We start from the raw sequence: 13,836 nt of genomic DNA on the forward strand, positions 1-13,836 counted from the left end.
AGGTTATCCTTTGATTCCGTAGTGGCGCAGCATAGCATCCAGCTGCGGCTCACGCCCGCGGAAGCGTTTGAACAGCTCCATCGGCTCTTCGGAACCGCCGCGCGACAGAATGTTATCGAGGAACGACTGACCGGTTTCGCGGTTGAAAATCCCGTCTTCTTCAAAGCGGGAATACGCATCAGCAGACAGCACTTCCGCCCACAGATAGCTGTAGTAACCGGCCGCATAACCGCCTGCAAAGATGTGGCTGAAAGCGTGCGGGAAACGTCCCCATGACGGTGACGGCACCACGGCAACTTGCTTCTTAATTTCTGCCAGCGTTTGCAGGATTTGCGCGCCTTTGGCCGGGTCATATTCCGCATGCATACGGAAATCGAACAGGCCGAACTCCAGCTGACGCAGGATAAACAGCGCCGCCTGATAGTTTTTCGCCGCCAGCATTTTATCCAGCATCTCTTTCGGCAACGGTTCGCCGGTTTCGAAATGGCCGGAGATGAACGCCAGCGCGTCCGGCTCCCAGCACCAGTTTTCCATAAACTGGCTTGGCAGCTCGACGGCATCCCACGGCACACCGGAAATACCGGCCACTCCCGGGGTGTCGATGCGGGTCAGCATATGATGCAGGCCGTGACCGAACTCATGGAACAGCGTGGTGACTTCGTTGTGCGTGAACAGCGCCGGTTTATTGCCGACCGGGCCGTTGAAGTTACAGGTCAGGTACGCGACCGGTTTTTGCAGCTCGCCGTCGGCTTTACGCAGGCTGCCGACGCAGTCATTCATCCACGCGCCGCCGCGTTTGTGCTCGCGGGCATACAGGTCGAGGTAGAAGCTGCCGCGCAGGTCGCCGGTTTCATCGAAAAGATCGAAGAAACGTACGTCTTTGTGCCAGGTTTCAACGTCTTTGCGCTCTTTGGCGGTGATGCCGTAAATACGTTTCACCACTTCGAACAGCCCTTCCAGCGCACGCTGTTCAGGGAAATAAGGGCGGAGTTGCTCGTCGTTGATGGAGAACAGATGCTGTTTCTGTTTTTCACCGTAGAACGGCAAATCCCAGGCTTCCATTTCATCCACGCCGAAGTGTTCTTTAGCGAAGGCGCGCAGCTGCGCCAGCTCCTGCTCACCCTGCGGGCGGGCGCGCGTCGCCAGACCGCTCAGGAAGTCGATCACCTGCGCCGGGCTTTCCGCCATTTTGGTGGCGAGGGACATGTCCGCGTAAGAGTCAAAGCCCAGCAGCTGCGCCAGTTCATGACGCAGCGATAAAATCTCCGCCATCACTTCACTGTTATCCCACTTACCGGCGTTAGGGCCCTGATCGGAGGCGCGGGTGCCGAATGCGCGGTACATTTCTTCGCGCAGCGCACGGTTTTCACCGTAGGTAATCACCGGCAGATAGCTCGGGATATCCAGCGTCAGCAACCAGCCTTCCTGCTCTTTCGATTCGGCCAGCGCTTTGGCAGCCGCCAGCGCGCTTTCCGGCAGACCTTTCAGGTCGTTCTCATCCGTGATGAGTTTGCTCCAGCCCATGGTGGCGTCGAGCACGTTATTGCTGTAAGTCGAGCCAAGCTCGGACAAACGCGCGGAAATTTCACCGTAACGTTTCTGTTTTTCCATCGGCAAGCCAATGCCGGACAGCTCGAAATCACGCAGCGCGTTATCAATGGCTTTTTTCTGCGCCACGGACAGCGTGTTGAAATGCTCGCTGGCTTTGAGATCGCAATAAGCCTGATACAACCCGGCATGCTGACCCGCCCAGGTACTGAATTCGGATAAAATCGGCAGGCACTGCTCGTAAGCTTCACGCAGTTCCGGACTGTTTTTCACGGCATTCAGGTGGCCGACCGGCGACCAGATACGCCCCAGACGATCGTCACTTTCTGCCAGCGGCTGACACAGGTTTTCCCACGTATATGGCGCACCTTGCGCGACCACGCGTTCGATGGTCTGGCGGCTTTCTTCAATCGCAGACTTCATCGCAGGGACAATATGTTCAGGTTGGATCGCAGAGAAAGGCGGCAGGGAGAACGGTTTTAAGAGCGGATTCGACGCGTTTTGCTGTTCAGTCATAGGGCCAGTCCTTCGTAATAGCGTTTGGGGCTGATGCGTCTGTGGCGCACCACGCCGTGAATTCGGGTCGTCTTAAAGATGACGTAACTTCTAACATGCGGTCAAGTGACGGGGAAATCAAGGGTGGCGCCGATATCGTCCGGCAGGCACAGACATTCATGTTATCAATCACTCCCGCCCGAATTATCAGCTTGCAGCAAGACCTGCCTCGCATTTTTCATCTTTGTCTGTGCCTGCCCGCTAACCCTTATTTACAGCAAGGTTATTCGTGTTAACTTCCCGTCATCTGGCGTATGCCAGTACGGTTTTTCAACAACACAGGGAGTCAGCAGGGAATGAAAACACTCAAGATTGTCACGCTGGGCGGCGGCTCAGGTTACACACCGGAACTGATCGATGGCTTTATCCGCCGCCACGCCGAATTACCGGTGTCGGAATTCTGGCTGGTGGATATTGCCGCCGGTGAAGAAAAGCTGAATATCGTGGGCGCGCTGGCACAGCGGATGGTGAAAAAAGCCGGTATCCCGATGACGGTCCATCTGACCACCGACCGGGAAACCGCGCTGCGTGATGCGGATTTCGTCACTACCCAGCTGCGCGTCGGCCAGCAGGAAGCCCGCATTCACGACGAGGCGATCCCGCTGAAATACGGCGTTCTCGGGCAGGAAACCACCGGCGCGGGCGGGTTTATGAAAGCACAACGCACCATTCCCGTGCTGTTAGAGTTGTGCCGTGAAATGGAAAGGCTGTGCCCGGAAGCGTGGCTGATCAATTTCACCAATCCGGCGGGGATTGTCACCGAAGCCATCGAAAAATATTCGTGCATCAAAACGCTGGGGATTTGCAGCGGCGCGAACAGCATGATGATGGATATCGCGAAGGTGTATGACGTGCGTCGCGAAGACGTGTATGCCCGCGTGATGGGGCTGAACCACCTGATTTTTGCCGATCAGATCGCCGTCAACGGCCACGACGTTACGGCAGAATTTATCGAAAAGCTGGCACAGGGCACCGGTCAGCATCAGTTGAAAAACATTCCCGACACCGGATTGCCGCCCGCTTTTATCCGCGCACTCGGGCTGTATCCCCTTTCCTACCTGAAATACTTCTATCTGCGCCGTGAAATGGTGGCGCGCAGCGTACAAGACAGTCAGACGCACGGCACACGCGGAGAACAGACGCGTGAAATTGAGCGCCAGCTTTTTGAAATCTATAAAAACCCGCAGCTTGAAAGTAAACCCAAAGAACTGGAAAACCGCGGCGGCGCGTATTACTCAGACACTGCCTGTTCGATCATCAGCGCGATTTATAACAACCGGCAGGAAATCCACGTCGTCAATACGCGAAATCGCGGTGCCACGCCGGATCTTGACGAAAACAGCGTGGTGGAAACAAACGCGGTGATTGACCGTCAGGGCGCGCATCCGCTGGCGTATGGCCATTTACCGTCGAAAATCCGCGGCCTGATCCAGAGCGTTAAAGCGTTCGAAGAACTCACGATCGACGCTGCCGTCACCGGCGATTATTCCACGGCATTAATGGCGCTCTCGGTGCATCCGCTGATGCCGTCAGTGGATATCGCCGAAAAAATTCTCGACGAATACCTCGCGGTAAACCGGGCTTATTTACCTCAATATGATTATTGAAAGACAGGTAAAACCTCATGATGAAATTTTTGGAATCTCGCGTTGTCCCCTCTCTGGTGAAAGTGGGCGAAAACGTTATTCTGGTCGCCGTCAGAAACGGCATTACGCTGACGCTGCCGTTTATTATTTCCGGCAGTATCTTCTTAATTATCGCCAATCTGCCGATCCCCGGCTGGACGGAATATTTAGGCCAGTTCGGTACCGCGCTGAATGTGCCGGTCATTGTGACCTTCGGGATGATCGGATTAATGTCGGCCATCGGCATCAGTTACAATCTGGCGAAACATTACAAGCTTGACGGACTGATGTGCAGCGGGATCACCGTCGCCGTATTTCTGATGGCGCAGCTTAACGATGAATATACGTTAAACGTCGATAATCTCGGGGCGTCCGGTCTGTTCTCGGCCATTATTCTTTCGGTGCTGACCGTCTATATCATTCGCTTTTTTATCGAACATAAAATCTATATCCGGCTGCCGGAAAACGTTCCTCCCGCCGTATTACAGTCCTTTATCGGCGTCATTCCGGCGTTCGTCTGTCTGGCGCTGGTGTGGTTTGTGCGGGTGATCCTGCATTTTGATATCAACGCATTTTTCACGCTGATCTTAAGCCCGCTGGTCATCGGCCTGGGCACCTTGCCGGGTATGCTGGTGCTGGTGTTTCTTATCTCGCTGCTCTGGTGCTGCGGCATTCACGGCACCAACGTGCTCTCCGGCATTACCGCACCGATATTTCTCAAGTTTATTGTCGAAAATACTCAGGCCTATCTCAGCCACCAGCCAATACCCCATATCTTTGCGGAAGGTTTTTATAACTTCTTTATTTGCACCGGCGGGTCCGGCGCGACGATGGGACTGGTGCTGGCGATGATGATGTCGAAAAGTCGTTATTATAAATCGCTGGGCCGGATGTCTTTTGCGCCGTCGCTGTTTTGTATTAATGAGCCGGTCATTTTCGGCGTGCCGATGGTGTTTAATCCGCTGATGATGCTGCCGTTAATTATCACGCCGATGCTGCTTTGCACCCTCTCCTGGTTCCTGATGGCGTTTAATATTATTGGCCGCCCGGTCTTGCAGATCCCGTGGACCATGCCGCCCTTCTTCAATGCCTATTTTGCCACCGGCGGGAATATTCCGGCAGCCATCTGGTCAGGCGTCATGATTATTATTTCAGCAATGATCTATTATCCCTTCTTCCGCGTGCTGGAAAAGAAACAGCTGGCGATGGAACACAGCGAACAGCCTGTTCCGGCTTTGCAGGTCAATGCATAAATCTTAACGACAAGGAATACATCATCATGAAGATAAACTGTGCGTTTGTAGGATTCGGAAAAAGCGCAACACGCTACCATCTGCCTTACGTTTTGCAGCGGCGCGACACCTTTGCGGTTCGCACCATTTTTGATATCACTCGTCGCCCGGACATTGAGCAAGAAGAGGCTTATCAGGGCATCCGCTTCACCTCTGATCTCAATGATATTCTGCACGACGAAAGCATTACGCTGGTAACGCTGTGTACCCCGCCGCAAACCCATTATGACTATGCAAAAATCTGCCTTGAACACGGAAAGAACGTCATCGTCGAAAAGCCGTTTACACGCACGCTGGAAGAAGCACGGAGCTTATTTGCGCTGGCTGCGGAAAAAGGGCTGACGGTGACGCCCTATCAGAACCGGCGCTTCGACAGTTGTTTCCAGGCGGTGAAAAAAGTCATCAACAGCGGCGTGCTCGGTAATATTGTCGAGTTCGAAAGTCATTTTGATTACTTCCGCCCTGACGCCCCCGATGCGCCGGCCGATTATACCCACGGCGCTTTTTACGGGCTGGGCGTTCATCTTGTCGATCAGGTGGTCAGCCTGTTCGGGCGGCCGGAATGTGTGCATTACGATATCCGTTCGGTGCGAAATAAAAATAACCCTGACGACACCTTTGAACTGCAGCTTTATTACGGCAAAACCAAAGCCATTGTTAAATGCAGCCATCTGGTGATGCAGCCTTACCCGAAATTTATTCTTCACGGGGAAAAAGGCTCCTTTATTAAACTCAATATCGATCAACAGGAAACCTGGCTGAAAGCCGGGAAATTACCGGGCACCGCAGATTTTGGTCAGGAAACGGAATATGGCGTGCTGAAATATCTGGATGAACGCGGTGAAACCATTACCGAACGTGTCGATGCGGGCAACGGCGATTATGGCCGCGTTTACGATGCGGTCCATGCCACCTTATCTCAGGGACAGCCGCCGTATGTGCCTGCCGCAGATGTAATGACCACGATGGAAATTCTGCATCGCGCGTTTGAACAGCCGGCACCGGCGCTGATCCGCCTGCGATGACACGCGCGCAGACCGGGAGCCTGCGCTTCCGGTCTGCGGGGCATCTGTCTATACTGCTCAAAAATACCCCCTGACATGAAGAAATTACGCCCATGGCCGCCCGCTACATTGATATCAAAAACAGCCTGAAACAGGCGATCCTCAATAAAGAGTATCGGGTCGGTGACAAAATTCCTTCCGAGCGCGAACTGGCCCTGCGTTATGAAGTGACGCGCGTGACATTGCAAAAAGCCATGCACATGCTGGAACAGGAGGGCTTTATCGAACGTATTCATGGCAAAGGGATGTACGTCACCAAAGTCATTGAAGATAACGTTTATCTGCTCAATAACGGTACCAGCGATTCTATTCTCGGTTTTTCTCGTGAATTCAAAGATGACGTGAAAGTGTCCAGCCGCTTAATCAGCCTGCATACCCTCAAAGCCGGGGAATATATCGCCAGCCAGCTGGATATTCATGAAGACGACGAAGTGCATTATATTCGCCGCGTCCGGCTGGTGGACAATATTGCGGTGCTGATCGAAGATTCCTATATTCCCTGCACAATCATCGACATTATTCCTGAGTCCGTTTTACAAAATGGCTCGTTATATGAATTCATTGAAAATAAAACCGGCAGGAAAATTAAATTCTATAACTCCGTCATCGAGGCCTCGCTGTTTGATGACGCGCTTTCGGCGCTGCTGGCGTGTGAAACCGGCCTGCCGATGCTGAAAGTGTCGGGCATTACCAAACTGGAAGACGGAAAAACTTTCAATTATTCAATCAGTTATAACCGCGCAGACAAATTCAAAATCAAGAACAGCTGGGTGGGGAAGTAAGATCGCGCCTGCAACGTGAAGTATGAAGAGGGCAAACAGTTTATACTGTCGCCAATACGCCACTCCGGAACATGATATTTATGCTGAGTTACCGCCACAGTTTTCACGCTGGCAACCATGCCGACGTCCTGAAACACACCGTTCAGAGCCTGATCATCGAGTCTTTGAAAGAAAAAGAAAAACCCTTCCTTTATCTCGACACCCACGCGGGTGCCGGGCGCTATCAGCTGAGCGGCGAACACGCCGAACGTACCGGCGAATACCTGGAAGGCATCGCGCGCATCTGGCAACGTGATGATATTCCTGAAGAACTGGCGGCCTATATGTCCGTCGTCAACCACTTCAACCGCAACGAAAGCCTGCGTTATTATCCGGGTTCACCGCTGATTGCCCGTCAGCTGCTGCGCGAAGAAGACAAACTGCAACTGACCGAGCTGCACCCGAGCGATTTCCCGCTGCTGCGCAGTGAATTCCAGAAAGATGACCGCACCCGCGTTTCGCGTAGCGATGGCTACCAGCAGCTGAAAGCCCAGTTGCCTCCGCTGTCGCGCCGTGGCTTTATCCTGATGGATCCGCCGTACGAACTGAAAACAGATTATCAGGACGTGGTGAAAGGCATTCAGGAAGGCCACAAGCGCTTTGCCACCGGCACTTACGCGCTGTGGTACCCGGTGGTCATGCGCCAGCAGATCAAGAAAATGCTGCGTGATCTTGAAGCGACCGGCATCCGCCGCATCCTGCAAATCGAGCTGGGCGTGCGCCCGGACAGCGATCAGCGCGGTATGACGGCTTCCGGCATGATCGTCATCAATCCGCCGTGGAAGCTCGAGCAGCAGATGAACAACGTGCTGCCGTGGCTGCTGAAAGTGCTGGTCCCTTCCGGTACCGGTCACACCACGGTCAAATGGGTTGTGCCTGAGTAAGTAAAGAATTGCCCTTCGCCGGGACCTTTTTCTAAGGTCCCGGCTATCAAACCTATTGCAGCCATCGATCCAAACTTTGCGACAAAACGCATTCACGCGCTAAACTCACAGCAATTTTTAAGATTAGCGACGCCGGTATGGCGTTCTTCATTTTTGACAACTCATGGAAAATCCGATGACCAAACATTATGACTATCTGGCAATTGGCGGCGGCAGCGGCGGTATCGCATCAATCAACCGTGCAGCCATGTATGGGAAAAAATGTGCGCTGATCGAAGCTAAAGAGCTGGGCGGCACGTGTGTCAACGTGGGTTGTGTCCCGAAAAAAGTCATGTGGCACGCCGCGCAAATCGCTGAAGCGATCCGCAACTACGGCCCGGATTATGGCTTCGATACCACCGTTAACAGCTTTAACTGGAAAACGCTGGTCGCCAACCGTACCGCCTACATCGACCGTATCCACACCTCGTACGATAACGTGCTGGGCAAAAACAACGTTGACGTGATCAAAGGTTTCGCGCGTTTCGTTGACGATCATACCGTGGAAGTGAACGGCGAGAAGATCACCGCGGATCACATCCTGATCGCCACCGGCGGTCGCCCGAGCCACCCAAGTATTCCGGGTGCAGAATACGGCATCGATTCCGACGGTTTCTTTGATCTGACTGAAATGCCAAAACGCGTTGCCGTCGTCGGCGCGGGTTACATTGCGGTAGAAATCGCCGGTGTGATGAACGGCCTGGGTGCTGAAACTCACCTGTTCGTGCGTAAACACGCGCCGCTGCGTTCTTTCGATCCGCTGATGGTCGATACGCTGGTTGAAGTGATGGAAGCCGAAGGCCCGGCACTGCATAAAGAATCCATTCCGAAAGAAGTGGTGAAAAATGCCGACGGCAGCCTGACGCTGAAACTGGAAAACGGTCAGGAATTTGAAGTCGACAGCCTGGTCTGGGCGATTGGCCGCGAACCGGAAACCGACAACTTCAACCTGAAAGCGACGGGTGTGAAAACCAACGAAAAAGGGTATATCGTCGTCGATAAATTCCAGAACACCAGCGTAAAAGGGATTTACGCCGTGGGCGATAACACCGGTGCGGTTGAACTGACCCCGGTTGCCGTTGCCGCAGGTCGTCGTCTGTCTGAACGTCTGTTTAACAACAAACCTGACGAGCATCTGGATTACAGCAACATCGCCACCGTCGTGTTCAGCCACCCGCCAATCGGCACGGTCGGCCTGACCGAACCGCAAGCGAAAGAGCAGTTCGGCGAAGAGAACGTGAAAGTGTATAAATCTCAGTTCACCGCCATGTACACCGCCGTTACGCAGCACCGTCAGCCGTGCCGCATGAAACTGGTGTGCGTGGGTGCGGAAGAGAAAATCGTCGGCATCCATGGCATCGGTTACGGCATGGACGAAATGTTGCAGGGCTTCGCGGTCGCACTGAAAATGGGCGCAACCAAGAAAGACTTCGACAACACCGTCGCTATCCACCCGACCGGTGCGGAAGAGTTTGTGACTATGCGTTAATTCGCGCCCTTGCGACGCTAACGCGATGCAGTAAAAAGGCTTCAGATCTGCGGATCGGAAGCCTTTTTTGTTGCCGTTAATCCAGCAAGATCACCTTCGAACTGTCCGCCTCGAACAGCGGCTTGCACAGGATTTTATAACTGTCGCGGTCGAAATGCGGAACGGCCATGTCGAAGGCTTTTGCCGCCTCCAGCGTTTGCACCGTCCCCAGATAAAACCAGTGATTGATGACGTGATAATCGGTTACGCCATTGGCTTCTTCGGCAATAGCAATCCGGCCAGGATAGGGCCAGCTACGGATTTTCAGGGCGCTGAGCGCCTCTCTGAGACGCGCCTGATGCGCCTGCGGGGATTCCTTTCCACAACAGACACCGGCACATTTTCCCAGTGAATAGCGGAAGCACGCGCGGTTTTTTGTCAGCTTTTCCAGCCCCAGCGCGCCGTAACACAGCTTTTCCTGATCGGCGATATCACGGATTTTTTCGACCGCCGACATCTTGGTTTTAAACAAGCCGAACAAATCGTCACTGTGCGAGAAATCCACTTCGTTGCTGAACACGATACTCGCGCTTAGCGCCTCAAGCCGGATCGAACAGAGCTTGCGAGCGGTGCGCAGACGTTTATTAAACAGCGGACGCCGGGTTTTGATCAGATCCGATTCCAGCAATAACGCCCCGACTTCGCCGATGGTTTTCACATAATCGATATCGCGGGTCATGTGGAGCAACTTGGCTTCGGCAGGATTACGAAAATGCGACATCACGCGGCTGCGGATATTCACACTCTTGCCGATATACAGCGGAAAAGCGTTGTCGTCACCATAGAAAATATAGACACCGCTGCTGCTGGGTAAATTTTCCAACGTATGACGAAGATGTTCAGGGTATTGATAAAGCTCGGTAAAAAGCTCTTTTTCGGGATTCCACAAAATGGCTGACCTGCTTTCTGTGATGACTTTTCTCTGATAACGACAGCGTATAAAAAACAGCCGAATCATACTGGCGTTTTATACAGTCTTCAACCTTTGCAGGGCAAACAATGTGTAAATTTCGGGCGACGAAACATTACGCCTGTGTGCGCATCTCAATATATTCCTGTCCTCTCAGTAAGTTGGCTAAGGTGGCCTCACGGATTTCGCGCTGATCGGAGTGTATCCACTGATACAAATTATCAATGTTATCGAAGCGCACGAGCAGGGTGTAGATGGTTTCACCGTGAACCGGCCGCAGGATGCTCACATTCTGATAACCGGGAAATCTTGCCGCATCCGTCTTCAGCGTCTCCAGCCAGCATTCATAGTCTGCGAGCTTATCCCGCTGTACGCCGTGGGTGATCACCAGAGTCATGTGGTCGGGTTGATGCGGATAGGTCATCGGATATTCCTTCTCATTCACCGTTGTTCTGATTAACTGAATGTTGCGTTATATTCATAAACGATACGAAACCAGCACCCTCATTGATAACGAAAATATTTTGGGGTGTTGTTAAACAATTTTTGGGGTGGGAAAAATAATGCGATTAAGCCTTGAAGCGCTGCTGATCCTGGATGCGCTGGACAGACATGGCACCTTTGCGGCCGCCGCGGCCAGACTGTTTAAAACCGCGTCGGCACTGAGTTATACCGTGCAGAAGATGGAAAGTGATCTGAACATCAAACTGCTGGACCGCTCCGGTCATCGCGCGACATTCACCCCCACCGGCCGCCTGATGCTCGAAAAAGGCCGCGTGCTGCTGCGCGCCGTCAGTGAGCTGGAACAACAGGCGCAGTACGTCGAAAGCGGCTGGGAAAGCAAACTGACCCTCAGCGTTGATGCCTCCGTTCCCTTCGCGCTGCTTGCGCCCCTGATCGACCGGTTTTACGCCGAGCATCAGCATACCCAATTGTTGTTCCGCCACGACGTGCTCGCCGGTTGCTGGGAAGCGCTCAGTTATGGCGAAGCCGACATTGTCTTTGGCGCCGTGCAGGAACCCCTGACCCGCAGCGGTATCGAATATCGCGCCATCGGCTGGCTGGAATATGTGTTTGCCGTTGCGCCCCACCACCCGCTCGCCGCAATGCCGGAACCGCTGGTGCGTGAACACATCCGCCAGTATCGCGCCGTTGTCGTTCACGATACCTCCCGCCACGGCGCAGGCGCTGATTTACGCGTGCTTGATGAGCAGAAAATGCTGAGCGTACATGACTTTAACGCCAAAGTGCATGCACAAATTGCCGGGCTGGGTTGCGGCTATCTGCCGCGTTATCTGGCCGCACCGCATCTGGAAAGCGGTGCGCTGGTTGAGCGTCGTCTCGATACCGAACCCCGCCGCGACCAGGCTTTTATGGCCTGGAACGACAATGCCACCGGTAACGCCGCCATGTGGTGGCGTGAGAATTTGCAGAACTTCGACGGGCTGAGCACCGTTTATAGCCCGGAATAACCGGGCTGTCATACCCGAATTACCCCTGACGCTGTGGTGCTTTGTGCACCATCGTGTAGGCATAATCGACGCCCATGCCGTAGGCACCGCTGTGTTCACGCACCAGATCCATGACGGCGTCGTAGGTTTCTTTGCGTGACCAGTCGCGCTGGTATTCGAGCAGAACCTGCTGCCAGGTCACCGGCACTGCACCGGCCTGCACCATACGGTCGATGGCGCGTTCGTGGGCATCCACGCTGGTGCCGCCGGAGGTGTCGGTCACCACATACACTTCATACCCTTCTTTCAGCGCCATCAGCGCCGGGAAAGTCAGACACACTTCGGTCCAGAGGGCGGAGATAATCAGTTTTTTGCGCCCTGTCGCTTCAACGGCCTTCACGAAGGCCGCGTCTTCCCAGGAATTCATTGAGGTACGTTCGACAGGTTTCACATCAGGGTGCACCGCCAGTAATTCCGGCCAGATATAACCGCTGAAGCTTTCCGTTTCGACCGAGGTGTAAATCACCGGCACGTTAAAAACTTTGCCCGCTTTGGCGAGAGCGACCGTATTATTTTTAAGCTGCTGGCGATCAATATTCGCAACGCCGAATGACATCTGTGGCTGATGGTCGATGAAAATCAAAGTGGAGTTCTGTGGGTCCAGCAGATCGAATTTAGACATTTTCATTTCCTCTCAGAGTGCATTGTTGGGTTGTGTGTTTGTATTTAATGTTGTGTTGTTGTGCTGCTGGAATTAACAATAGGGCAGGAGTGTAAAAGCGGATAGCGGAAAGAATTTGGCAACTTGTTCAGATTTTTTTGACAGACATTCCCTTCTGTAAAGAGCAAAAAAATCCTCTTATTTTCATATCCATAGGTACAACAATATTTTTTAACGACACGTTAAAGATAACCTGTCATCACTCTTTACCCCTGGCACCTCATAGTATTTTCAACATGACACATGACCCGTTTAAAACCTGCCAAACCATTGCGGAGGAAAGATAAAAATGAGCACATTCAGTACTCAGGATGGCACTCGGATTTATTTTAAAGCGTGGGGAAAACGAAAAGGCATTCCCGCCAGGGAATGCCTTTTTATTTTGGTCATATTCAAAAACAAGCCGTCATGCCACCGGCAGTTTATCCAGGATCGCCTGCGCGGTATTCACGTCTGTCACTAATGAATTGATCATGCCCGAACGCACCGCGCCGATAATTCCGGCGGCTTTTTCCGGGGTGGCGGCGACGCCGATGGTCAGTGGCGTTTTACGCAACTGTTCAACCGAAGCCGCAATCATCCGCTCCTCACCTTCCCAGTGTAATAATTCGCCGGATTCCGTGAAGTAGTGGCGCAGCACGTCACCCGCGGCATCACTCAGCGCCTGTTCGCCCGGCGTGGCAGTGGTGGATTCGCTCGGTTTCGGCGTATGGGTCAGCCCGATGCCGACGATCGCTGCATCCAGCTTATCCCACAGCGAAATGATTTCCTGCACGCTGCGGTCAGCGAGAAAGGCATCACGCAAAGGTGCTGAGGAAAGATAAGGCGCATGTAAAAAGTACGGTGTGCCTTCCATCTGTTCCGCCGCGCGGCGGACGAACTCGGTGATCTGAAAATGCGGTGCAGACTGTTGCATCCCGCCGTTCAGCGCCACGGTCATGATCCCCGGCAGACGCGGCATACCGGCCAGCGTCACTTCGCGCACCGCCCTTCCCCAGCCGATGCCCAGCACCGAGCCGGCACCTAATCCGGCGTCCTGAAGCAGCGAAGCCAGCGGCGTTGACAGCGCACCGAGCACATTCCCCGGCGGCGCATCGACCACATAGGCCTGCTTCAATCCGAGGCGCTTAACCAGGTCTGATGTCATGTCTTCCGGCGAAGATAATCCCACCACTTCGATGCGCACGATGCCCGCCGCACGGGCCTTATTGAGCAATCTTGAGATGGTGGCCGTCGACACATCCAGCTTGCGAGCAATCTCCACCTGAGACATATCAGACTCGTAATGCAGCTTAGCCACTAAATGCATCATGGCGCGCGTTGCTGCAATATCTTGCAAAATTGGCTCTTTCAGCTTGAAATTCCTTTCAGTAATGAATTACACTCAAATTGTCGATT

General features: G+C 53.5%; 12 protein-coding genes. 7 read left to right on the forward strand and 5 right to left on the reverse strand.

Annotated elements, in window-relative coordinates:
• Positions 1-3: 3 nt before the first annotated feature.
• Entirely contained in the window at positions 4-2,064 is a 2,061-nt protein-coding gene (prlC, locus tag ACO0U8_RS17370; protein WP_056775560.1) for an oligopeptidase A, read from the reverse strand.
• Between the two features lie 335 nt (positions 2,065-2,399).
• On the opposite strand from prlC, the gene ACO0U8_RS17375 reads away from it, so the two are divergent.
• The 6 genes from ACO0U8_RS17375 to gorA all read left to right on the forward strand — a co-directional run bounded on the left by ACO0U8_RS17375 (position 2,400) and on the right by gorA (position 9,317).
• The gene (locus ACO0U8_RS17375) at positions 2,400-3,710 is read left to right on the forward strand and encodes a 6-phospho-beta-glucosidase (RefSeq protein WP_421671326.1); all 1,311 of its coding nucleotides are present in this window, start codon (positions 2,400-2,402) and stop codon (positions 3,708-3,710) included.
• Positions 3,711-3,727: 17 nt separating this feature from the next.
• Positions 3,728-4,981 (forward strand): PTS sugar transporter subunit IIC, encoded by a 1,254-nt coding sequence (locus ACO0U8_RS17380; protein WP_421671327.1) that lies wholly within the window; start codon positions 3,728-3,730, stop codon positions 4,979-4,981.
• 26 nt (positions 4,982-5,007) lie between these two features.
• Positions 5,008-6,045 carry an oxidoreductase gene (locus ACO0U8_RS17385; RefSeq protein ID WP_421671328.1) on the forward strand — a complete coding sequence of 346 codons (1,038 nt, stop codon included), beginning with the start codon at positions 5,008-5,010 and terminating at the stop codon, positions 6,043-6,045.
• A gap of 92 nt (positions 6,046-6,137) precedes the next feature.
• Positions 6,138-6,866, forward strand: a complete 729-nt coding sequence (locus ACO0U8_RS17390) for a GntR family transcriptional regulator (protein WP_122097251.1) — start codon at positions 6,138-6,140, stop codon at positions 6,864-6,866.
• A gap of 80 nt (positions 6,867-6,946) precedes the next feature.
• Positions 6,947-7,789: a 23S rRNA (adenine(2030)-N(6))-methyltransferase RlmJ gene (locus tag ACO0U8_RS17395; RefSeq protein WP_056775575.1), complete on the forward strand. Its 843-nt coding sequence runs from the start codon at positions 6,947-6,949 to the stop codon at positions 7,787-7,789.
• A 175-nt stretch (positions 7,790-7,964) separates the two neighbouring features.
• Positions 7,965-9,317, forward strand: coding sequence for a glutathione-disulfide reductase (gorA, locus tag ACO0U8_RS17400; protein WP_421671329.1), 1,353 nt, complete (start codon positions 7,965-7,967; stop codon positions 9,315-9,317).
• 76 nt (positions 9,318-9,393) lie between these two features.
• On the opposite strand, the gene cho is transcribed toward gorA, so the two are convergent.
• Both cho and ACO0U8_RS17410 read right to left on the reverse strand, forming a co-directional pair.
• Entirely contained in the window at positions 9,394-10,245 is an 852-nt protein-coding gene (gene cho / locus ACO0U8_RS17405) for an excinuclease Cho (protein WP_056777147.1), read from the reverse strand.
• Between the two features lie 136 nt (positions 10,246-10,381).
• Positions 10,382-10,690 (reverse strand): transporter, encoded by a 309-nt coding sequence (locus ACO0U8_RS17410; RefSeq protein WP_421671330.1) that lies wholly within the window; start codon positions 10,688-10,690, stop codon positions 10,382-10,384.
• 139 nt (positions 10,691-10,829) lie between these two features.
• Between ACO0U8_RS17410 and ACO0U8_RS17415 the strand changes: the two genes are divergently transcribed.
• Positions 10,830-11,738, forward strand: a complete 909-nt coding sequence (locus ACO0U8_RS17415) for a LysR family transcriptional regulator (protein ID WP_122097249.1) — start codon at positions 10,830-10,832, stop codon at positions 11,736-11,738.
• Between the two features lie 19 nt (positions 11,739-11,757).
• On the opposite strand, the gene ACO0U8_RS17420 is transcribed toward ACO0U8_RS17415, so the two are convergent.
• Positions 11,758-12,399 (reverse strand): hydrolase, encoded by a 642-nt coding sequence (locus ACO0U8_RS17420; protein ID WP_056775586.1) that lies wholly within the window; start codon positions 12,397-12,399, stop codon positions 11,758-11,760.
• A gap of 445 nt (positions 12,400-12,844) precedes the next feature.
• Positions 12,845-13,777, reverse strand: a complete 933-nt coding sequence (locus ACO0U8_RS17425; protein WP_056775589.1) for a sugar-binding transcriptional regulator — start codon at positions 13,775-13,777, stop codon at positions 12,845-12,847.
• Positions 13,778-13,836 lie beyond the last annotated feature (59 nt).

This window comes from Rahnella sp. EDr1-12 (genome assembly GCF_049206505.1).
Taxonomy (GTDB): Bacteria; Pseudomonadota; Gammaproteobacteria; order Enterobacterales; family Enterobacteriaceae; genus Rahnella; species Rahnella rivi.